We start from the raw sequence: 20,521 nt of genomic DNA, 5'->3' as shown, positions 1-20,521 counted from the left end.
GCGAGCTCGTGCCCTCCCGGTTCCGGGCCAAGGTCCGGTCCTGGCGCGAACGCCACCACCCCGAAACCCTCGAGAAACGCCACGCCAAAGGAACCGCGGACCGGCGGATGGACTACACCCCCGACCGGGACGGCATGGCCTGGCTCTCGCTCTACCTGCCCGGGGACACCGCATCGGCGATCTGGAACCGCACCACCGCCGCCGCCCGCGGCCTCCAAAACCCCACCGAGCACCGCACCCTGACCCAACTCCGCCCCGACATCGCCGCCAGCCTCCTCCTCGGCGCCGGGAGCCTTGCGGCGGGCGCGGACACCACCAGCGACAGTGGTTCCAGCCCAGGCGCGGGGAAGACCACTGACATCGGGAAGGTCCCCACCCCGCGCGCGGACGTCCTGGTCACGGTGCCGGTGTTCGCCCTGCTCGGCCTCACCGACGAACCCGCCGAGCTGGACGGCTACGGCCCCATCCCCGCATTCCTGGCCCGGAAACTCGTCGCGGACGGGGCGGACTCGTTCCACCGGGTCCTGGTCGACCCCCGCGACGGGGCACCTTTGGAGATCGGCCGCACCCGCTACCGGCTCACCCCGGCCATCAAACAATGGCTCAGGGTCCGCGACCGGAAATGCACCTTCCCCGGCTGCAGCAACCACACCCCGGACAACGACACCGACCACCTCACCGCCTGGCACCAGGGCGGCGCAACGGATGTCAGCAACCTGGCGCAGCTCTGCCCCAAGCACCATCGGCTCAAACACCACAGCCACTGGACCCCGGATCCGGCGACCCCGGACGAGCCCCCGGGCTGGACCTCACCCACCGGCCGGCACTACACCCCCGAACACCCCACCCCCGAACCAACCCACTGGCCACCAGGCATCCTCCCGGCGGGTAGTGCTGCGCCGCCCGCGTGCTTCCACGGCGAACAAGTCAGCCCCGAAGACCTCCCGCCCTGGGAACCGGACGACGACACCCCCATCGACCCCGACCACCTCCCACCAGACGACCCCCTCTGGACAGAGTTCCTCACACACGCCCTATCACCCACGCAGCCCTTCGCCCTCTCACCATGACTGCCGCGGCCCCATAACCCACTGTGGTCAGACGGGCCTGCCCAGGCAGCCCTTGTCAGATAGGGCGGGGCGCTCCGGCGAGGCGGCGGCGAAGCGACACGCGCTGCACCCGCTCCCGCCCAGCCAGGGCGCGGAGCCGTGGAACAACTCCAAGGGCGAGTGGTTGGCCATGGCCGGGCGCGATCAACCTGGGGCCCAGTTCGGCCAGCCGTGATACAGAGTCCATGGACTGCTTCCAGTTCCAGGTGGTGTACCGGGGTGGCCCGGAGAGGTCGGGCGCTGCCATCAGGATTCCGCTGACCGAATTCAGGTTCACCGTGACCACTGCATCACCCGTGATCAGGACACCGTCCCGGGAACGCCAGTAGGCAACGTGTCCTGGAGTGTGGCCGGGGGTGGCGATGACCGCCCACCCCGGAAGACCGGGCGCCTCTCCTGATTTGGGCAGGCTATGGACGACGTCCGTGATATCCCCGGCCACTTCAATCTTCCGGCGCGCCCGGCCCGGCAGGGACCACAGGAGCGGGGCGACGACCCAGCGGTCCAGCGGCATCGAAAAGCCTGGTACGTAGCGCCCGGCCGCCATAGGCATCTCGGCATGGTGAACGAATACGGGCACCTTCCACTCCCGCGCCAAGGCACCGGCAGCGCCCGAGTGGTCCGGATGGATATGCGTCAGCAGGATGGCGTCAGGTGACTTTCCGGGCCCGAGGACTTCCGCGGCTGCCCGCCGGACGGGTTCCGCACTGCCGGCCCAGCCGCAGTCAACCATCACCCACGCGGGGCCCGAGCGGACTAGGTAGAGGTTTGAGGCCATGGGTCCCCTGCCGGTGGTGATGAGCACCACGCCGTCGGCAATTTCCCGTGGTTCGGTGACATGCATGGTCATGCCCTCACACCACGGGGTGGCGAATCAACGTGCGCAGCTTTTCAGGCGCGCTCCGCCGGGGATCACCCAGGTATATCTCGTGATGCTTGCCGCGGACCTGCAGCCCTGCTGCCGTAATTACCGAGTCAAGCAGTGCAATTGTTGGACCTTCGTCAGCGTAGGGCCCAACGTGGAGCGTCTGCGCGCACCGGCCCTCTTCCCACCGCTCGAACCGCAGGAGGTCCAATGATGGGAGTCCCTTCGCCCGGGATTGCTCCGTGGCCCGCTCGAGCACTCCTTCATCGATGGGGGCGGGCTGCACCATCATGGCCTGCCACTGCCAGGACTCCCTGTCGATTCCTGAAAGACCGCTGAATCCCGCGGCCACGCCCTGCATGCCCTGCGGCTGTCCGGGTGCATCGAACCACCATAGGGCTTCCAGCGGCATGACTTTGGTGATCTCGCCCGTCTGCTTCTTGAGCCCGAAATGCGCGGCATAACTCACCGTAAAAAGAGCGTGGAGCGCCGCGGCGAAGTCCGGCCCCTCCGGGTCGCCTTGGCCCCGGACCACCGCAAAGAGCAAGGACGGAACGTCGACGAAATCCACCGACCCCTTCCGCCCCTTGTAGAAAACCGAAATGTCCTCGCGAAGATCGCTCACCTGGAATGCACTCCCCTGGACCCCTCCACGGACCCAGTCTTCCGCTGCCCAACCTCACCCAGTAGGGGCTAACGGCCCCTCTACCCGTCGGCCCCTGGCAGGCACACTTCCACAACTTCCCCGGTCACGCGCGTCTGGAAGACCGGCTGCCTGGACGTAGCGGGCCCGGCCTTCACTTCGCCGGTGTGGAGGGAGAAAGTGCTTCGATGCCAGGGGCAGACGACACATGCCTCCCCGCCTTTGTCCTTGATCTTGCCCTCGTTCAGCGGGCCGGAAAGGTGGCTGCAGACATTGGACAGCACATTGACGGTGTTGCCCTGGCGGTGAACCAGCAGGTGTATCCCGGCGACCTCGCGTTTGTGCAACCCGCCCTCCGGCAGCTCAACCAGCGGCGCAAGACGGTGCCAGCCGGACGGGAAGCGGTGTGGGATTTCCTCGCTGTGATTGACGCCTGCGGCCTGCCGGTACGACAGGTGGCCGCCCAGGAACCCGCCGGCACTGACTGTCGCGAGACCCAGGTAGGCCAGGACCTTGCCGCTGCCCTGGCTGCCCCGGGCCCGCTGCACCAGCGACGCGAGGTAAAGGCCGGTGGCGGTGATGTTGGCCGCCGCGTGAACCAGGCCCACCCTCTGCTGCTGCGGATGAAGTTGGGACCAGTCAGTGAACCCCGCGAGCGCTGGCGGGAGCACACTGGCTGCGCCCACCCCGATCAGCAGCCGCGCAGCCTTCTCGGCCCCTGGAACGGCATCGAGGACACCGGCCGAAAGCCAGGCCCCGATCGGAACCTGGACCGCGAGGGGGTGCACGGGGTGGCCAATCGGTACGCCGTGCAGGACGTCGCGGGCCCACTGCGGTTTGATGACCTTCTTAACGGCTTTGCGGACGCTCTTGGCCAGCGGGTCAAGCCATTCGGCATCCTCGAGACGGGTTACAAGCTCAAGTGCGGGCAAGGGTTTCATGTGTCCTCCCTTACCCCGATCGCCGCAATCCACGCAGGCAAGGGCTTCTTAAAGGACCGGCCCTTGCCTGCGGGCAATCCGCGCCTCTGGCATCATCGCAGCGGTGACCCCACCACCGCGAACCGGTGCCCGCCCATGTCCCCGGAAAGCAGCGGCATGGCCTCGGCGATCGCCGCACGAGTGCTTTCCAGCTGCAGCGAGGCCTGGTGCGCGTCGGCAGATTCCCATAGTTCGGAAACGAACACCGTGTCCGGCATGTCATCATTGATGCCCACTTCATAGAGGAGGCACCCGGCTTCCTTCATTCCGGGCTTGGGCCGGACGAGTATGGCCACCAGGGCGTCCCGCTGCCCCGGTTTGGTTCCGAGCAGTCCAACATTGGCAAACGTCATAGGGACAGTGTGCAGCACACCCGGACAACAGCGCTGAACGTACCAGGTACGGCCTGCTCAGCGCGCGGCGTCAACAACTGCCGTTCCCTGCTGGGACAGGGCGGCCGCACCCGGGGCCGGGCCGCCGTCGGGCCCGACGGCCGCCACGGGCTGCGGCGCCGGAGTCGTGGCGGCCCCCTCCGCAGCAAAGGCGTCGAGCATCGCCTGGCGATCAAACTGGCCTTCCCATTTGGCCACCACAAAGGTGGCAACGCAGTTCCCCAGCAGATTGACCACAACCCGCATGGAGTCCATCAGCCGGTCGGCCCCGAGAAGCAGCGCAACACCGGCGACCGGGAAGATCCCCAAGGCGCCTGCCGTGGCAGACAGGGCGAGGAAGGCCGATCCCGGAACGCCGGCCATGCCCTTGGACGTCAGCATCAGGATTCCAAGGGCGGCGAGCTGCTGGCCCAGGTCCAGGCTGTAGCCGAATGCCTGCGCCAGGAAGAGCAGCGAAATGGACAGGTAGATTGCGGCGCCGTCGAGATTGAACGAGTAGCCAGTGGGAACCACCAGGCCGGTGGTGGCGCGGGAGCAGCCGGCGTTAGTCAGCTTTGTCATGATCCGCGGCAGGACAGACTCGGTGGATGCAGTGCCCAGGGCCAGGAGGAACTCCTCCCTGGTGTACTTCAGGAACTGCCACAGCGGGACGCGGGGGTACGCCCATGCGACGACAAACAGGAGCCCGATGAACACCACGGCGGCCCCGTAGCAGGCGGCGATCAGCACGGCGTACGTGCTGAGGGAATCAAGCCCATACTGGCCGATGATGAAGGCCATGGCCCCGAACGCCCCGACCGGCGCCAAGCGCATCACCCAGCCCATGATCCTGAAGAACAGTTCCAGCACGGTTTCCATCAAGGTGATGACCGGCAGGCACCTTTCACGTCCGACGACAACGATCGCTGCTCCAAAGAACACGGAGAAACACAGAACCTGCAGGAGATTGTTGCCGGCAAATGCCCCTACAACACTGGTGGGGATGATGCCCAGCAGGAAAGCGCCGGCGTCCTTGGGCGGGGCCGTACTGGTCTTGGCGTTGAGAGCGTCCTGGGACAGCGATGCGGGGTCGATGTTCAGGCCCGCCCCGGGCTGCACCAGGTTGGCCACCACCAGCCCGAAGACCAGGGCAAAAAGCGTGGCGACGGTGAAATAGGCCAAGGCCTTAACACCAACGCGGCCAACCGCCTTGACATCGCTGACTGCAGCGATGCCGGTGACGATCACCAGGAATATCAGTGGAGCAATGATCATCTTGATGAGCTGGATGAATCCGTCGCCGAGCGGGCGCAGCCCTGCCCCGAGGTCCGGCCACGAATGGCCGACCAGGATACCTGCCACCACCGCGACCAGGATCTGGACGAACAGTGATTTATAGAGGGGCTTCCTGCGTCCATGGGTTGCCGCTGGCTGTGGCGCCGCAGTTGCGGTGGTCTTCATGCTTAGGCCTGTTCCTTTGGAGGGATGCCGCTTGAATGCGGGTCCCTGTGGGCAGGGCGGCATCATGGGCGCCGCCGGATCACCACAAAGGTACGAACCGCATGTTTCCGGAAAGATAAATCCATAATGCGGAACTATTAAGCTTCCAGCAGGCGGCGCTTCATTCGGCGGCACCCAGGCTTCCAGCGTGGACGACGGCGCCACTCGCCGTCGTGTCTTCGTTCAGCATCCAGCCCACCCGCTTGACCGTCCGCAGCATCACCGCGCTTTCCACGATCTCGATGCCGGGCACCTTCTGCTGCAGCGCGAGCTCGGCGGACATGACGTCGGCCAGCGTGTGGAGCCACATGATGATCACGAAGTTGGTTGCCCCGGTGGTGGAGGCACTGAGCCGCACATTGCTGATGGTGCGGATCTCGGCGGCTGCAGCTTCGTGCTGTCCGGCCGGAACGTTGACGAACCATTGGCAGGTGACGGGGAAGGACGAGTACCGCTGGGCGATTTCGCAGCGGAACGACAGGATGCCGCTGGCCAGCACCCGGTTCAACTGGCGCTGGACGGTGGCCGGGTGCCGGCCCAGGGAACGGGCAATGCCTGCCGCCGTGGCCCGGCCGTCCCGGGCGAGGAAGGGCAGCAGGTCCAGGTGGCTCTGCGGCAGTTGGGCTGCCTGCAGGGATTCCGGAACCGCCGGGGAGGCGAGGGTCCGGAGCAGTGCCAGCTGGGAACGGCTCAGGACGTTGAGGCGCCAGTCGTCGCCGCTGCTGTGCAGCCGGGTGCAGAGGGCCACCTGGTACTTCGTCAGCCCCTCTACGGACTTGAGCCGGGAGATGATCTTCTCGCTGAACTCCTCCAGGGAGCGCGTAATGACCGTCAGCATCAGGTCACGGTTGCTGGCCGCCTCCTCCACGGTGACGATCTCGGGGACAGCGGCCAGCTCCGCCGTCACACTGTCCCGCCGGTTCATCTCGCAGTCCACCGCCACATAGGCCAGCAGCATCTGCTTGGGGTCGCCGGCCAGATGCGCCGTGGCCCATGCCGAGCCGCTAGACGTGAGGCGTTCCCACCGCGCCGCCAGCGTAGTGGCATGCATTCCCAGCACCTTGGCTGCGTCCGCCCAGCCAATCCGGGGAGCGGCCTGCAGGACCTGGATCAGGGCCAGGTCTTCCTCGCTGAGCTCCACTGAGGCGTCTTCCTGCATGAATCCTGCTCCATTTGCCACTTTTCAGAATAATTCCTGCGCTTTTGCAGCATGTGAACTGCGCCACTTCAGAATAGTCCACAAGCCCCGCCGCCGACTTACAAGGAGTAGCACGTGCCCATCACCGACGACGCCAAAGACCTGCAGGACGACCTGGCCCGGCTTCGCCACGACCTCCACCGGCAACCGGAAATCGGACTCCACCTTCCCCGCACCCAGGAGAAGGTCCTCCAGGCCCTGGACGGACTTCCGTACGAGATCACGCTGGGCAAGGACACGACGTCGGTCACCGCGGTCCTGCGCGGAGGAGGGGCCGCCGCCGGGAACGGCGCAGGCGACACCAGCGCGCAGCCTTCCGCCGCACGCCCAGCCGTCCTGCTCCGCGCCGATATGGACGGACTCCCCGTCCAGGAAAAGACCGGCGTGGATTACACGTCCCGTGCCGACGGCGCCATGCACGCCTGCGGCCACGACCTGCACACGTCCATGCTCGCCGGCGCCGCCACCCTGCTGGCCGGGAAGAGGCACCTGCTCCAGGGCGACGTCGTCCTCATGTTCCAGCCCGGCGAGGAAGGCTTCGACGGTGCCAGCTACATGCTCCGCGAAGGCGTCCTGGACGCCGCCGGTCCCCGCGTCCAGGCAGCCTACGGCATGCACGTCTTCTCCTCCCTGGAGCCGCACGGCACCTTCTGCACCAAGCCCGGCGTCATGCTCAGCGCCTCGGACGGACTGGAAGTCACGGTCCTCGGCGCCGGCGGCCATGGATCGGCCCCGCACTCGGCAAAGGACCCCGTCACGGTGGCCGCGGAAATGGTCACCGCATTGCAGGTGATGGTCACCCGGCAGTTCAACATGTTCGATCCCGTTGTCCTCTCCGTCGGGGTGCTCCATGCCGGCACCAAGCGGAACGTCATCCCCGAAACGGCCCGCATCGAGGCCACCATCCGGACGTTCTCCGAGGCGTCGCGCCTGAAGATGATGGACGCCGTTCCACGCCTGCTCAAGGGCATCGCGGCCGCACACGGGGTGGAGGTCGCCGTCGACTACCTCCAGGAGTACCCCCTCACCATCACCAGCGCGGACGAAACCCACACCGCCGAAAAGGTCATCACCGAACTCTTCGGCGAGGGCCGCCTCTCGCGCTGGGCCACTCCGCTGAGCGGGTCGGAGGACTTCTCCAGGGTGCTCGCCGAGGTTCCCGGGACCTTCGTGGGACTCAGTGCCGTGGCCCCCGGCGGCGATCCCGCCACCTCGCCCTTCAACCACTCACCGTATGCAACGTTCGACGACGGCGTGCTGGCTGACGGGGCAGCCCTCTACGCGGAACTCGCCATATCGCGGCTGGCCGCACTGTCCCGGGCCGCCTAAGCCCCCCTTCGTCACCGGCAGCAGCGCCGCTGCCACCCCCTCCACCCCACCCAGCAGGAAGAAGACCATGCCCGTTGCAGTTAGCAAGCCCCAGACTGGACGCATGTCCACCGCGAAAACCATTGTCGGCACCGGCATCGGTAACGCCGTTGAATGGTACGACTGGGCAATCTACGCCACCTTCACGCCGTTCATCGCCAGCCAGCTCTTCAGCAAGGCGGACCCGGCGTCGGCGGTGCTGTCCACCCTGGCGATCTTCGCCGTCGGCTTCGTGGCACGGCCTTTCGGCGGCTTCCTGTTCGGCTGGATCGGTGACAGGGTGGGCCGGAAAGCCTCCATGACCATGGCAGTCGGCCTCGCGTCACTGGGCAGCCTGCTGATCGGCATCGCCCCCACCTTTGCCAGCGTCGGCGCATTCGCCTCCTTGCTGCTCCTGGTGGCCCGGCTGGTGCAGGGCCTGGCGCACGGCGGCGAGCTGCCGTCGTCGCAAACGTATCTCTCAGAGATGGCACCCAGGGAGCACCGCGGCTTCTGGGCCACCCTGATCTACACGTCCGGCACCGTAGGCATCCTGTTCGGCACCCTGCTGGGCGCGGTCCTCAACATGGCCCTCAGCACCGAGGCCATGAACGCGTGGGGCTGGCGGATCCCGTTCCTGATCGGCGCCGCTATGGGCCTCTACGCACTGATCATGCGCTCGCGCCTGCATGAGACCGAAGCCTTCGAAGGCGAAGCCACTTCCCAGCGGCGCGCCCCGATCTGGCCCCAGATCGTCCGGTACCGCAAGCAGGCGCTGCAGGTCATCGGCCTGACCGTGGGCCTGACGGTGATCTACTACATCTGGGGCGTCGTGGCGCCCAGCTACGCCACCACTGCCCTGAAGATCGACCGCGGCGAGGCACTGTGGGCCGGCGTCATCGCCAACATCGTCTTCATCGCCGCGCTGCCGGTGTGGGGCAAACTCTCGGACCGGATCGGCCGCAAGAAGGTCCTGTGGGCCGGTGCGATCGGCTCCGCGGCGTTCCACTTCCCCATGACCTGGCTGCTGAAGGACTCCGCCTGGCAGCTGGCGGTCAGCATGTCCGTGATGCTCGTGTTCATCGCCGCGAGCGCCGCCATTGTCCCCGCCGTGTACGCCGAGCTGTTCCCGACGTCCATCCGCACCGTCGGGGTCGGTGTGCCCTACTCCATCTGCGTGGCCCTCTTCGGCGGCACCGCGCCCTACCTGCAGCAGTGGCTGGGATCCTCGCTGGGCGCGCCGCAGGTGTTCAACATCTACGCCGTGCTGCTGCTGGTGATCAGCGCCGCGTTCGTGTTCACCATCCCCGAAACCAAGGGCAAGGACCTGACGCACTAGCTTGCCCCTCCGCAGGAGGTCCCCGGCGCCATCGAGCGCGCAGGGGACCTTTTGCGTTTCCTGCCGCGTCCGGCGCCGGCAATACTCTTCCAATCAGGCGGCGACCGGCAGCACCAGGAGATACCCGGCAGGCAGGCTGCTGCTCCAGCGGCGAGGCTCCCGCACCACGAACTGGGTTGCCAGTTCCTCCGGAGTCAGCAGGCTGTTGGGAACCGGCGATGGCCCCCACTGCCCGCTGCCGTACGGGTACAGGGGATCCAGGACGTGGATGCCGGTTACCGAGAAGTCGGCGGACTGCCGCGGGTCGCCAAGGGATTCGAAGCCGCTCATCACCCAGGCGTGGCGCCCGCTCCACATCACCAGGCCCACCGGCCTGCCCGTCTCCGCGATGGCCCGCGCCGCCGTCCGGACTGCCTCGCCATAGTCGGCAATGCTCACCACCCGGTACGGCCCCATCCCGGATTCGGTCAGGACCTGGGCCCAGCCGAACGGATTGGCTCCATTGAAGGAGTCTGAGGAGCGGGCGCGGGCCATCTCCCACAATTGGCCCTGCTGCACCGAGTCCGCCCACGTGCCGCCGCCCGTGTCATCGATGAGGTTGTGGGCCATCTGGATGCTTGCCGCCACGCACCAGTCGAAGGTGTACTGCGGAACAAAGTCACCCTCCCGGTACAGGTTGAGGGCAAACGGCTGCGGCACCGGAGCGGGGGCCGGTGTTTGGGCTGGTGCGGGCGCTGGAACCGGAACAGCTGCCGGTGCGGGCACCTCCGTCTGAATGGCAGCCTCCGGCCGGGCGGGGGCGGCGCCGGGCGCTCCCTGCTGCGGGCCGGCCGCGCCGTCCGCGGTGGCCATGGCGGTGGCCGCCGCGGACGTCGGAGCGCCGGCGGACTGGTCCGCTGCCGTTCCCTGCGTGCAGGCGGAAAGGAATCCGGCCAGGGCCAGGAGCCAGGCCACAAGGCGCAGACGGCTGCCGGTCACAATCACTCCCAACTGTTCCTGCCACGCGGGTTGTTCCCTACCAGTCTCCTGCCCGCGCCTCCCCTTGACTACCCCACCCCACCTTCCCTACACTTTTCATAAAGCAGAATCTAAATTCCACAAAGCGGAAACCGGCGACGAAGCCGGCAGCAAGGGAAGATAGATCAAAGCCCTCCCCGGAAGGACCTACGATGACGTACACAGTGAACTGCTCCATCCTCCTCACGGAGCTGCCCCTGCTCGAACGCCCCGCCGCCGCCAAGGCAGCAGGCTTCGACGCCGTCGAGTTCTGGTGGCCCTTCGAAAGCTCGGTCCCGGCGGACAGCGAGATCACCACGTTCGAGAACGCCATCACGGACGCCGGGGTCCAGCTCACCGGCCTGAACTTCAACGCCGGCAACATGCCTGGCGGCGACCGCGGCCTGGTTTCCTGGAAGGGACGCTGCTCCGAGTTCAAGGACAACATCGACGTCGTGGCCGGCATCGGCGAGCGCCTGGGCTGCAAGGCCTTCAACGCCCTCTACGGCAACCGGCAGGACGGCTTCACCCCCGAAGAGCAGGACGAGCTCGCCGTCAAGAACCTGGCCGCGGCAGCTGAAGGCGTCGCCCGGATCGGCGGCACCGTCCTCCTCGAACCGGTCAGCGGCGCGCCCAGGTACCCGCTCCTCACCGCCAACGACGCGCTCAAGGTCATCGCCCGCGTCAAGGACGAAACCGGCGCCGCCAACATCAAGCTCCTCGCCGACTTCTACCACCTGGCAGTCAATGGCGACGACGTCCCGGCCGTGATCGAGAACCACGCCAATGACTTCGGCCACATCCAGATCGCCGACAACCCCGGCCGCGGCGCCCCCGGCACCGGCACCCTGCCCCTCGGCGAATGGATCGCCCGCAGCCGCGAACTCGGGTACGGGGGCTACATCGGCCTCGAGTACAAGGAACCGCAGGAGACGGCCTTCAGCTGGGCCATCCGCGAGCGCGTCGCAGGCTGACTCCAGCAGCACACCGGCACCACCAACAGACTTTCAGAAAGAGAACCAACATGAGCAACGTTGCAGTCATCGGCCTCGGAATCATGGGCCTGCCCATGGCCATCAACCTGGTGAAGGCCGGCCACACCGTCACGGGTTTCAACCGCAGCCAGGACAAGATCGACAAGCTGGTCTCCGAGGGCGGCAAGGGCGCCTCGGGCATCGCTGACGCGGTCAAGGACGCCGACGTCGTCATCACCATGGTGCCGGACTCCCCGGACGTCGAGGGTGTGGTGAGCGGCAAGGACGGCGTGTTCGCCAACGCCAAGCAGGGTGCCCTGTGGATTGACGCTTCCAGCATCCGCCCGGACGTGGCAGTCCGCCTCGCGGCAGACGCCAAGGAGGCCGGCATCCGCCCCCTCGACGCACCGGTCTCCGGCGGCGAACAGGGCGCCATCGACGCCGTCCTTTCCATCATGGTCGGCGGCGACAAAGCCGACTTCGATGACGCCCAGGACGTCCTGAACGCCGTCGGCAAGACCATCGTCCATGTCGGCCCCTCCGGCTCCGGTCAGACCGTCAAGGCAGCCAACCAGCTCATTGTCGCCGTCAACATCGAGGTCCTCGGCGAAGCCATCGCCTTCCTCGAGGCCTACGGCGTGGACACCGACGCCGCCCTCAAGGTCCTCGGCGGCGGCCTGGCCGGCTCCAAGGTCCTGGACCAGAAGGGCCAGAAGATGCTGGACCGCAACTTCGACCCCGGCTTCCGCCTGGCCCTGCACCACAAGGACCTGGGCATCGTCACCTCCGCCGCCCGCGAGGCCAACGTGGCCATCCCGCTCGGCGCCGTCGTCGCCCAGCTCGTCGCCGCCACCGTCAACCAGGGCGACGGCGCACTGGACCACTCCGGACTCTTCAAGCAGGTCCTGCAGCTCAGCGGCAGGAAATAACCAAGGCCCCGAAGGGCACCAGGCAACACAAGCAGGGAACCCGCCGTCGTCCATCAAAACGACGGCGGTTCCCTCACCACACCCAAAAACAGACTTTCAAAGCTTTCAAGGAGCACCCCATGAGCAAGATGCGTACCGTTGATGCAGCGGTGGCCATCCTGGAAAAGGAAGGCGCCATCGAGGCGTTCGGCCTGCCAGGCGCCGCCATCAACCCTCTCTATTCCGCAATGCGCGCCCACGGCGGCATCCGGCACACGCTGGCACGCCACGTTGAGGGCGCCAGCCACATGGCCGACGGTTTCTCACGCGCCAAGGACGGCAACATCGGCATCTGCATCGGCACCTCCGGCCCTGCCGGCACCGACATGGTCACCGGCCTGTACGCAGCCTGGGCCGATTCCATCCCCATGCTCTGCATCACCGGCCAGGCCCCGGTGGCCAAGCTGCACAAGGAAGACTTCCAGGCTGTGGACATCGAGTCCATCGCCAAGCCGGTCACCAAGATGGCCATGACCATCCTGGAGCCCGGCCAGGTTCCCGGCGCCTTCCAGAAGGCCTTCCAGCTGATGCGCTCCGGCCGCCCCGGCCCGGTGCTGCTGGACCTGCCCATCGACGTGCAGATGGCGGAAATCGAATTCGACATCGACACCTACGAGCCCCTCCCCGTTGAGAAGCCCAAGGCCTCCCGCAAGCAGCTGGAAAAAGCCCTGGACATGCTGCTCGCCGCCAAGCACCCGCTGATCGTGGCCGGCGGCGGCATCATCAACGCCGGCGCCTCCGCGCTGCTGGTGGAACTAGCCGAGACCCTCAACGTTCCGGTCATCCCCACCTTGATGGGCTGGGGCACCATCCCGGACGACCACCAGCTGATGGCCGGCATGGTGGGCCTGCAGACCTCGCACCGCTACGGCAACGAGAACTACCTGCAGAGCGACTTCGTGATCGGCATCGGCAACCGCTGGGCCAACCGCCACACCGGCGGCCTGGAAACCTACACCGCCGGCCGGAAGTTCGTGCACATCGACATCGAGCCCACGCAGATCGGCCGGGTGTTCTCGCCGGACCTGGGCATCGCGTCCGACGCAGGCGCGGCGCTGGCAGGGCTGGTTGAGCTCGCCAAGGAACGGGCTGCGGCAGGTTCCCTGCCGGACTACAGCGCCTGGGTTGCCGAATGCCAGGACCGCAAGGCCTCCCTGCACCGCAAGACGCACTTCGAGAACATCCCCATCAAGCCGCAGCGCGTGTACGAGGAGATGAACAAGTCCTTCGGCCGCGACACCACCTATGTGTCCACCATCGGCCTGTCCCAGATCGCCGGCGCCCAGATGCTGCACGTCTTCGGTCCGCGCAAGTGGATCAACGCCGGCCAGGCAGGCCCGCTGGGCTGGACCGCCCCGGCCGCCCTCGGCGTTGCCCGTTCCAACCCGGACCAGACCGTGGTGGCCCTCTCCGGCGACTATGACTTCCAGTTCATGATCGAGGAACTGGCCGTGGGCGCGCAGTTCAACCTCCCCTACATCCACGTGGTGGTGAACAACTCATACCTGGGCCTGATCCGCCAGTCCCAGCGCGGGTTCAACATGGAGCAGAATGTGTCCCTGGCGTTCGAGAACATCAACAGCGCCCACCTGTCCGAGGACACCCGCGGCTACGGCGTGGACCACCTGAAGGTGGCCGAAGGCCTGGGCTGCAAGGCCGTCCGTGTGGAGGATCCCAGCGACCTGGCTGCCGCGTTCGACAAGGCCAAGGCCCTGATGGGCGAGTTCCGGGTACCCGTGGTGGTGGAAGTGATCCTGGAAAAGGTCACCAACATCTCCATGGGCGTGGAAATCAACGCCGTGAACGAGTTCGAGGAACTGGCCGAAACCGCCGCGGACGCCCCCACCGCCATCCTGGCACTGCAGGCGTAACCCATGCGTGTGGTCATTGCCCCGGACAAATTCAAAGGCTCGCTGTCCGCCCCGGAGGTGTGCAGCCACCTGGAAAAGGGCCTGCAGCGCGGTGCGGGCGGCAACCTTGACGTAGTCCGGATTCCGGTGGCCGACGGCGGCGAGGGCACCCTCGACGCCGCCGTCGGCTCCGGCTTCACCCGCCGGACGGCAACGGTCACCGGTCCCACCGGGCAGCCGGTGGAGGCCAACTTCGCGGTCCGCGGGCACGAGGCCGTGATCGAAATGGCCACCGCTTCCGGGCTCGCCCTGATGCCCCGGACCGGCAAGGGACGCCCGGATTCGGCGGCCGCCGCCACGGCCACCAGCCTGGGCACGGGCCAGCTGATCCGCGCCGCCCTGGATGCAGGCTGCCGGCGGATTGTCCTGGGCGTCGGCGGCAGCGCCAACACCGACGGCGGCGCCGGGGTCCTGCAGGGGCTCGGCGCCCGGTTCCTGGACAACAGGAACAACGAACTTCCCCCGGGCGGGGCGGCACTGGCCAACCTGCACAGTATCGACTTCACCGATTTCGAACCCCGCCTGGTGGACACACGGTTTGTGCTGGCATCCGACGTCGACAACCCGCTGCTGGGCGCCCAGGGCGCCGCAGCGGTTTTCGGCCCGCAAAAAGGTGCCACACCACAAGACGTCGGCATGCTCGACGCCGCCCTGGCCAGGTTTGCCGAAGTCCTGGCCAGGGAAATCGGATTCCGCGCGGTGAAGGCCGCCGAGGCTCCCGGAGCCGGGGCAGCCGGCGGCGTGGGCTACGCCGCCATCGCCGTCCTGGCCGCGACGCGGCGGCCGGGCATCGACGTCGTCCTGGAATTCACCGGGCTGGCGGACCGGCTGGCCGGCGCCGACCTGGTGATCACGGGCGAAGGCAGCCTGGACGAGCAAAGCCTGCTGGGCAAGACGCCCATGGGCGTTGCCCGTGCCGCCGCCGCCCAGGGGGTTCCCGCCGTCGCCGTCTGCGGCCGGACCACCCTGGACCACGCGCAGGCCGCTGCCGCCGGGTTCGCGGAAATCCACGCTTTGACGGCGCTCGAAACCGATGTAGACAGGTGCATAGCAGAGGCAGGGCCGCTGCTGGAGCAGCTGGGCACCCAGATCAGTGCGGGGCTGGCGGCCAACAGGCCCGTCACCGCCGATACCAAGGAGGACCTCCGTGTCTGAAGAACGTTTTGACCTCGTCATCCGGGGCCGGCGCATCCTGACCACCGCCGGCATCGCCCCGCGTGAAGTCGGCGTGCGCAACGGCAAGATCGTGGCAATCGAGCCGCTGGGCAACGGCCTGGCCGGCGCCGAAGTGATCGAGCTCGCCGACGACGAAACCCTGCTGCCCGGCCTGGTGGACACCCACGTCCACGTCAACGAGCCCGGCCGCACCGAGTGGGAAGGCTTTGCCTCCGCCACCCGCGCCGCCGCAGCCGGCGGCGTGACCACCATTATCGACATGCCGCTGAACTCCGTCCCGCCCACCACCACCGTGGAAAACCTCAAGCTCAAGCGCGAGGTGGCCGAGGACCAGGCATTCATCGACGTCGGATTCTGGGGCGGCGCCATCCCCGGCAACAAGGCGGACCTTCGCCCCCTGCACGACGAGGGCGTCTTCGGCTTCAAGTGCTTCCTCCTGCACTCCGGCGTGGACGAGTTCCCGCACCTGGACGCGGACGAGATGGAGGAGGACATGGCCGAGCTGAAGTCCTTCGACTCGCTCATGATCGTCCACGCCGAGGACTCGCACGCCATCGACCGTGCCCCGCACCCCGGCGGCGACCACTACTCCACGTTCCTGGCCTCCCGCCCGCGCGGCGCCGAGAACAAGGCCATCGCCGAGGTCATCGAACGGGCCCGCTGGACCGGCGCCCGGGCACACATCCTGCACCTGTCGTCGTCGGACGCGCTGCCCATGATCGCCAGCGCAAAGCGCGACGGCGTCAAGCTCACCGTGGAGACGTGCCCCCACTACCTGACGCTGATGGCGGAGGAAATCCCGGACGGCGCCACCGCCTACAAGTGCTGCCCGCCCATCCGGGAAGCGTCCAACCGTGAACTGCTCTGGCAGGGCCTGCTGGACGGCACCATCGACTGCATTGTCTCGGACCACTCCCCCTCCACCCTGGACCTGAAGGACCTGGAAAACGGCGACTTCGCCGTGGCCTGGGGCGGCGTCTCGTCCCTGCAGCTGGGCCTGTCCCTGATCTGGACCGAGGCGCGGCACCGCGGCATCCCGCTGGAGCAGGTGGTGTCCTGGATGGCGGAGAAGCCCGCCAACCTGGCGCGCCTGACCAACAAGGGCCAGCTGGCGCTGGGCTACGACGCCGACTTCGCTGTCTTCGCCCCTGACGAGGCCTTCGTGGTGGACGTGTCCAAGCTCAAGCACAAGAACCCGATCACGCCCTACGACGGCAAGGCCCTGTCCGGCGTGGTGCGCAGGACCTACCTCCGCGGCGCCGCAGTGGACGGCCAGACCCCAACGGGCAGGCTGATCCGCCGCGGCGGCGTCTAGGGAGACGCCATGGCAGTGGAAGCGCACTATCCGGGGGCGGGGGCCCGGCCGGGATTTGTTTCCCGCAAAGCCGCCGCCCGCGGCCTCGCCGTGTGGGTGGTCCCGGCGGACGGAACCAGCCCCGAGCTCCTGCGCCACGCCGCCCACATGGTCCTTGCCAGGGCCCTCGAAACTGCTCCGGAGGCGGAAGTCCACTGGCCTGCCGCCGGAGCCCCCACGTCCGCCGCGGAGGGAGCCGCAGCTGACTCCTCTCCGTCCCCTTCCGCGGCGGAGGCACCCGGCCCGGCACTGGCGAAGGACGACGGCGGCACGCGCCTGCCGCCGTCGGCCGGCCCCGTCAGCAGGGTCGCCGTGGACCTCGCCGCCGACACCGTCCTGCTGGACGGCAGGCCGGTGGCACTGACCGGCGTCGAATACAAGGTGCTGCGCTATTTGGTGACCCACCTGTCCCGGACAGTGGGCCGCGAGGAGCTGCAGGGATTCCTGGAGTCCCTGGATTTCCCCGGCGCAACGGCCCGCTCCATCGATGTGTACGTGGGCAGGATCCGCAAGAAACTGGGCAACGCGCGCCATGCCGTGGCCACCGTGCGCGGCGGCGGCTACCAGTTTGTTCCGGGTCCGCACGCCGCCGTCCGGGGACCGGCGGAATACTGCATATGACGCGCTGGTTTGTATCACTAAGCGCCAACCCGCTTCACTTGATGTTTGGCCATCACTGACCGAGTCTTACAAAGGAACGCCATGAGCCCCACCCTGACCACCAAGCTTCAGCCCGGCACCCCGGCTCCTGAATTCACCCTCCGGGACGCCCAGGGCCGGGAGACCTCCTTGGCCGACTACCGTGGCAAGAACGTCATCGTGTACTTCTACCCCAAGGCCGCCACCCCCGGCTGCACCACCGAGGCCTGCGACTTCCGCGACAGCCTCGCCTCCCTGCAGGGCAAGGGCTACGAAGTCGTCGGTGTCTCCCCCGACGCCCAGGAAGCCCTGGCCGGATTCAGCGGCGACTTCTCCCTGACCTTCCCCCTGCTCTCCGACCCCGACCACGCGGTTGCCCTGGCCTACGGCGCCTGGGGCGAGAAACTGGTCAACGGCGAAATCCACGAAGGCATCGTCCGCTCCACCGTGGTGGTGGACCCCGAAGGAAACGTCGCCCTGGCCCAGTACCAGGTGCAGGCAGACGGCCACGTTGCGCAGCTGAAGGAAGCCCTGGGACTCTGATTCCCCACTGCTCCATGACTGGACGCCTCCGCATCCTTTGCGGGGGCGTCCTGGCCCTTAACCGGCCGGTGCCTCCTCCTCCGCAGCCGCCTGTGCATAGGAGGCCGAGACCCTGCGGTAGACCGGCGTGAGGAACGCCAGCAGCGCTGCGGCAATCATCGCGATTCCGGCAACGAGGAACACCAGCGCAATGCCGCGGGAGGTGCCCTGGCCCAGCAGCGGCGCGAGGAAAGCGGCCCCGTCCGCAGACCGTGCGTAAGGAATGATCCAGAATTGCGCGGCCGGGGCGATAAGGAAGGCCGTGACGGGTGCCGCCGCGGACTCAAACGCCATGGCGAAGCCAAAAACGCGGCCCTGCCGCTCCAACGGCACCACCCGCTGGATGACTGTCTGCTCCGCTGCCTCGGCGAAGGGGACCAGCAGCAGGTACAGCCAGATCCCCAGGATGTAGAGCCACGCCCACTCGCGCAGCGTGAACACCGCGCCGAGCACGCCCATGGCCGCCACGGTGGCCAGCAGGGTGCGCAACGGGTTGGCGCCGAGCCCGAATTTTCCGATCAGGGCACCGCCGATGATGAAGCCGGTGGACCCGATGGCAAAGACGGCGCCCCACATCTCCACGGAGAACATTTCCAGCCCGTACGGATCCATCAGGGCCATATAGACCCCGCCGATGAAGTTGTTGAACGTGGAAAAGACAATCAGGGCGAACAGCCCCGAAATGGCGAGCACCGCGGCCAGGGAACCGCGAAGGTCAAAACCGCCGCTGGCATCGCTTGCCGCAACCCGCACCTCCTCGGGCATCCGGAGGGTCAGCAGGTGCGCTGCCGCGAGCGCCGTGAGCAGCAGGGCGACGGCGATGGTCCAGCCCATGCCCAGCAACCCGACGGACAGTCCGGACAGCAGGGACGTGACGATGAACATCAGCCCCTGCACCATTCCCACCAGCCCGTTGGCATTTGCCCGGCGCTCCGGCTCGATGAGGATGGTCACCGTGGTGGACAGCGCAATGTTCCGCAGGTTTTCCACCACGGCGCCGACCAGGATGACCAGGGTGAAAATCCAGAACCAGGGCCGCCCTAGGTCCAGCAGGGCCTCGTCGGGGGTCAGGAGGAACATCACCCCGGCCAGTGTGAACATCACCAGGGTAAAGCCGGCCGCGAAGCGCATCACCGCCAGCTTCCGGCAGCGGTCCACAAACGTGCCGAAGCTGATGCTGGAGAGGGCGATCAACAGCATGTACGCGCCGCCCACCACGCCGGTGGCGATCACGTTGCGGGTTTCCAGGTACAGCCAGAACGTCAGCGCAAACCAGAGGTAACTGGTGGTGATGTTGGCCAGTGCGGTGTTGACCAGGATCCCGGTGAAGGTGCGGGAACGTTCTGCCGGGCCGCGAAGGGAGGTGCCGACAGTATCGGGAGCCGCGGCGGCCTTGCCCGCTTCCTGCCCGGTCATGGGTTTCAGTGTAGTTCTGGGCACCCGGGGCGAACAGGGGGAAACTGGGCTGACAGGAATCCAGCATGTCACGGGAACGGGAGGGGACGGGCATGGTCACCAACGACGTGGAGAGGGCAGATCCGGACGACAGGATGGATCCGCGCCTGGCGCTGCTGCTGTCCTCCGTCTTCGACACCGGCCCCGAGGCAACGGTGGAACTCACGGTGGTCGTTGACGGGACGGTGGTTTCCGGATCGGTGGTGTCCGAACAGGCGTGGACGCAGCGGCAGAACGACCAGGTCCGGATCGGCAGCTGGGCCATCGCCGGTGTCCTGGAATCCGGGGCACCCGGGGACGCGGCTGACCGGGACCGTGCACCGACTGCGGGGGATGGCCGGTACATCCATTTCCTGGCTCCTGTGCTGCTGTCGGGAGGCGTCAGGGTGCCGCTGGAGGCAACCAGGGTGGATGCCTCCAGGGTCGCTGCGTGGAGCATCGGCCGGATCCCCGAAGACTAGGGGCGCGCGATGGTGATTGAGGTGCGGCCGGCAACGGTCTTCGACGACGTAAAGGCACTGGTGGGGCCCAAGCGCCCGGATGCCACCGTCTGCTGGTGCCTGAGCTACCGCATCCCGGCCAAGCAGAACGTGGCGTTGAGGGGCGGCGAACGCGGGGAGTTGGCCAGGCAGCTGGTGGGCCAGGATCCCCCGCCCGGCGTGGTGGCTTACGACGGCGGTGAGCCGGTTGGGTGGGCGGCGGTCCACCCGCGCGCGGACACGGGCTTCGCCGGCAACCGCAGGATCCCGCACGTGGACAACCAGGATGTGTGGTCGGTGTGGTGCTTCCGGGTCCGCCCGGGCCACCGTGGCACCGGGATTGCGCATCATCTCCTGGCCGGCGCTGTCGACATGGCCCGCTCCTACGGGGCACCCGCCGTCGAGGGCTATCCGGTGGACAACGGCGGCAGCAAGGTGGACCTCACCATGGCGTATGTGGGAACCCGCAAGCTCTTCGAGAACGCAGGCTTCGCCAAGGCGGCAGACACAACCTCGGTGCTCAACGGCTTTCCCCGGGTGCTGATGCGCCTGCAGCTGCGGTAGGACCGGAACCAGTGCCTGCCAGCGCAGCGGGCTACTTCCGGCGCCAGTACTTGCCCCAGTCGACTTCCATGG

20 protein-coding genes are annotated in these 20,521 nt (G+C 67.4%); 12 read left to right on the top strand and 8 right to left on the bottom strand.

Annotated features, from left to right (window positions below):
* On the top strand, positions 1 to 1,070 hold a 1,070-nt coding region (locus tag PUN71_RS18825), incomplete at its 5' end, for an HNH endonuclease signature motif containing protein (protein WP_277799631.1).
* 55 nt (positions 1,071 to 1,125) lie between these two features.
* On the opposite strand, the gene PUN71_RS18820 is transcribed toward PUN71_RS18825, so the two are convergent.
* From PUN71_RS18820 to PUN71_RS18795, 6 genes are all read right to left on the bottom strand, one after another.
* A complete protein-coding gene (locus tag PUN71_RS18820) occupies positions 1,126 to 1,959 on the bottom strand; it encodes an MBL fold metallo-hydrolase (protein WP_277799630.1) in 834 nt (277 codons plus the stop codon).
* 4 nt (positions 1,960 to 1,963) lie between these two features.
* Positions 1,964 to 2,599 (bottom strand): GyrI-like domain-containing protein, encoded by a 636-nt coding sequence (locus PUN71_RS18815; protein WP_277799629.1) that lies wholly within the window; start codon positions 2,597 to 2,599, stop codon positions 1,964 to 1,966.
* A gap of 80 nt (positions 2,600 to 2,679) precedes the next feature.
* Positions 2,680 to 3,558: a Rieske (2Fe-2S) protein gene (locus PUN71_RS18810; protein ID WP_277799628.1), complete on the bottom strand. Its 879-nt coding sequence runs from the start codon at positions 3,556 to 3,558 to the stop codon at positions 2,680 to 2,682.
* Between the two features lie 92 nt (positions 3,559 to 3,650).
* The gene (locus PUN71_RS18805; RefSeq protein WP_277799627.1) at positions 3,651 to 3,950 is read right to left on the bottom strand and encodes a putative quinol monooxygenase; all 300 of its coding nucleotides are present in this window, start codon (positions 3,948 to 3,950) and stop codon (positions 3,651 to 3,653) included.
* Between the two features lie 57 nt (positions 3,951 to 4,007).
* Positions 4,008 to 5,429, bottom strand: a complete 1,422-nt coding sequence (locus tag PUN71_RS18800; RefSeq protein ID WP_277799626.1) for a cation:dicarboxylate symporter family transporter — start codon at positions 5,427 to 5,429, stop codon at positions 4,008 to 4,010.
* Positions 5,430 to 5,589: 160 nt separating this feature from the next.
* On the bottom strand, positions 5,590 to 6,627 hold the full coding sequence (locus PUN71_RS18795) for an Lrp/AsnC family transcriptional regulator (protein WP_277799625.1): 1,038 nt from the start codon (positions 6,625 to 6,627) through the stop codon (positions 5,590 to 5,592).
* Positions 6,628 to 6,741: 114 nt separating this feature from the next.
* Here PUN71_RS18795 and PUN71_RS18790 point away from each other — a divergent pair, with 114 nt between their 5' ends.
* On the top strand, positions 6,742 to 7,995 hold the full coding sequence (locus PUN71_RS18790; protein ID WP_277799624.1) for a M20 metallopeptidase family protein: 1,254 nt from the start codon (positions 6,742 to 6,744) through the stop codon (positions 7,993 to 7,995).
* Positions 7,996 to 8,098: 103 nt separating this feature from the next.
* Complete coding sequence (locus tag PUN71_RS18785; protein ID WP_277799623.1) at positions 8,099 to 9,352, top strand: MFS transporter; 1,254 nt, start codon at positions 8,099 to 8,101, stop codon at positions 9,350 to 9,352.
* A 93-nt stretch (positions 9,353 to 9,445) separates the two neighbouring features.
* On the opposite strand, the gene PUN71_RS18780 is transcribed toward PUN71_RS18785, so the two are convergent.
* On the bottom strand, positions 9,446 to 10,330 hold the full coding sequence (locus PUN71_RS18780; RefSeq protein ID WP_277799622.1) for a hypothetical protein: 885 nt from the start codon (positions 10,328 to 10,330) through the stop codon (positions 9,446 to 9,448).
* 191 nt (positions 10,331 to 10,521) lie between these two features.
* Here PUN71_RS18780 and PUN71_RS18775 point away from each other — a divergent pair, with 191 nt between their 5' ends.
* The 7 genes from PUN71_RS18775 (at position 10,522) to bcp (ending at position 17,912) form a co-directional block, all read left to right on the top strand.
* The gene (locus PUN71_RS18775) at positions 10,522 to 11,322 is read left to right on the top strand and encodes a hydroxypyruvate isomerase family protein (protein WP_277799621.1); all 801 of its coding nucleotides are present in this window, start codon (positions 10,522 to 10,524) and stop codon (positions 11,320 to 11,322) included.
* Positions 11,211 to 12,251, top strand: coding sequence for a 2-hydroxy-3-oxopropionate reductase (locus tag PUN71_RS18770; RefSeq protein ID WP_277799620.1), 1,041 nt, complete (start codon positions 11,211 to 11,213; stop codon positions 12,249 to 12,251). Before PUN71_RS18775 ends, PUN71_RS18770 begins: the two co-directional genes overlap by 112 nt.
* 119 nt (positions 12,252 to 12,370) lie before the next feature.
* The gene (gcl, locus tag PUN71_RS18765; protein ID WP_277799619.1) at positions 12,371 to 14,161 is read left to right on the top strand and encodes a glyoxylate carboligase; all 1,791 of its coding nucleotides are present in this window, start codon (positions 12,371 to 12,373) and stop codon (positions 14,159 to 14,161) included.
* A gap of 3 nt (positions 14,162 to 14,164) precedes the next feature.
* Positions 14,165 to 15,355 (top strand): glycerate kinase, encoded by a 1,191-nt coding sequence (locus tag PUN71_RS18760; protein ID WP_277799618.1) that lies wholly within the window; start codon positions 14,165 to 14,167, stop codon positions 15,353 to 15,355.
* Positions 15,348 to 16,691, top strand: coding sequence for an allantoinase AllB (gene allB / locus PUN71_RS18755; protein ID WP_110541891.1), 1,344 nt, complete (start codon positions 15,348 to 15,350; stop codon positions 16,689 to 16,691). Before PUN71_RS18760 ends, allB begins: the two co-directional genes overlap by 8 nt.
* 9 nt (positions 16,692 to 16,700) lie before the next feature.
* Positions 16,701 to 17,351 (top strand): winged helix-turn-helix domain-containing protein, encoded by a 651-nt coding sequence (locus PUN71_RS18750; RefSeq protein ID WP_277799617.1) that lies wholly within the window; start codon positions 16,701 to 16,703, stop codon positions 17,349 to 17,351.
* Between the two features lie 81 nt (positions 17,352 to 17,432).
* Positions 17,433 to 17,912, top strand: coding sequence for a thioredoxin-dependent thiol peroxidase (gene bcp, locus PUN71_RS18745; RefSeq protein WP_043455593.1), 480 nt, complete (start codon positions 17,433 to 17,435; stop codon positions 17,910 to 17,912).
* A 57-nt stretch (positions 17,913 to 17,969) separates the two neighbouring features.
* On the opposite strand, the gene PUN71_RS18740 is transcribed toward bcp, so the two are convergent.
* Positions 17,970 to 19,367, bottom strand: a complete 1,398-nt coding sequence (locus tag PUN71_RS18740; RefSeq protein WP_277799616.1) for an MFS transporter — start codon at positions 19,365 to 19,367, stop codon at positions 17,970 to 17,972.
* 65 nt (positions 19,368 to 19,432) lie between these two features.
* Between PUN71_RS18740 and PUN71_RS18735 the strand changes: the two genes are divergently transcribed.
* Both PUN71_RS18735 and PUN71_RS18730 read left to right on the top strand, forming a co-directional pair.
* Positions 19,433 to 19,867 carry a hypothetical protein gene (locus PUN71_RS18735; protein ID WP_277799615.1) on the top strand — a complete coding sequence of 145 codons (435 nt, stop codon included), beginning with the start codon at positions 19,433 to 19,435 and terminating at the stop codon, positions 19,865 to 19,867.
* A 9-nt stretch (positions 19,868 to 19,876) separates the two neighbouring features.
* Positions 19,877 to 20,449 (top strand): GNAT family N-acetyltransferase, encoded by a 573-nt coding sequence (locus PUN71_RS18730; RefSeq protein ID WP_277799614.1) that lies wholly within the window; start codon positions 19,877 to 19,879, stop codon positions 20,447 to 20,449.
* Positions 20,450 to 20,521 lie beyond the last annotated feature (72 nt).

Origin of the sequence: Arthrobacter sp. NQ7 (assembly GCF_029581595.2) — a bacterium.
In the GTDB taxonomy this organism is placed as follows: Bacteria; Actinomycetota; Actinomycetes; order Actinomycetales; family Micrococcaceae; genus Arthrobacter; species Arthrobacter phenanthrenivorans_B.
Note: the sequence above shows the minus strand (reverse complement) of the source record. Positions and strands in the feature narration are given on the sequence as shown.

Coding starts and splice junctions, on each gene's coding strand:
- PUN71_RS18795 (WP_277799625.1), bottom strand. CDS start 6,627: ATGCAGGAAGACGCCTCAGTGGAGCTCAGCGAGGAAGACCTGGCCCTG.
- PUN71_RS18785 (WP_277799623.1), top strand. CDS start 8,099: ATGTCCACCGCGAAAACCATTGTCGGCACCGGCATCGGTAACGCCGTT.
- PUN71_RS18750 (WP_277799617.1), top strand. CDS start 16,701: ATGGCAGTGGAAGCGCACTATCCGGGGGCGGGGGCCCGGCCGGGATTT.
- PUN71_RS18775 (WP_277799621.1), top strand. CDS start 10,522: ATGACGTACACAGTGAACTGCTCCATCCTCCTCACGGAGCTGCCCCTG.
- PUN71_RS18735 (WP_277799615.1), top strand. CDS start 19,433: ATGTCACGGGAACGGGAGGGGACGGGCATGGTCACCAACGACGTGGAG.
- PUN71_RS18820 (WP_277799630.1), bottom strand. CDS start 1,959: ATGACCATGCATGTCACCGAACCACGGGAAATTGCCGACGGCGTGGTG.
- PUN71_RS18810 (WP_277799628.1), bottom strand. CDS start 3,558: ATGAAACCCTTGCCCGCACTTGAGCTTGTAACCCGTCTCGAGGATGCC.
- PUN71_RS18760 (WP_277799618.1), top strand. CDS start 14,165: ATGCGTGTGGTCATTGCCCCGGACAAATTCAAAGGCTCGCTGTCCGCC.
- PUN71_RS18730 (WP_277799614.1), top strand. CDS start 19,877: ATGGTGATTGAGGTGCGGCCGGCAACGGTCTTCGACGACGTAAAGGCA.
- PUN71_RS18740 (WP_277799616.1), bottom strand. CDS start 19,367: ATGACCGGGCAGGAAGCGGGCAAGGCCGCCGCGGCTCCCGATACTGTC.
- gcl (WP_277799619.1), top strand. CDS start 12,371: ATGAGCAAGATGCGTACCGTTGATGCAGCGGTGGCCATCCTGGAAAAG.
- PUN71_RS18805 (WP_277799627.1), bottom strand. CDS start 3,950: ATGACGTTTGCCAATGTTGGACTGCTCGGAACCAAACCGGGGCAGCGG.
- PUN71_RS18770 (WP_277799620.1), top strand. CDS start 11,211: ATGGATCGCCCGCAGCCGCGAACTCGGGTACGGGGGCTACATCGGCCT.
- bcp (WP_043455593.1), top strand. CDS start 17,433: ATGAGCCCCACCCTGACCACCAAGCTTCAGCCCGGCACCCCGGCTCCT.
- PUN71_RS18800 (WP_277799626.1), bottom strand. CDS start 5,429: ATGAAGACCACCGCAACTGCGGCGCCACAGCCAGCGGCAACCCATGGA.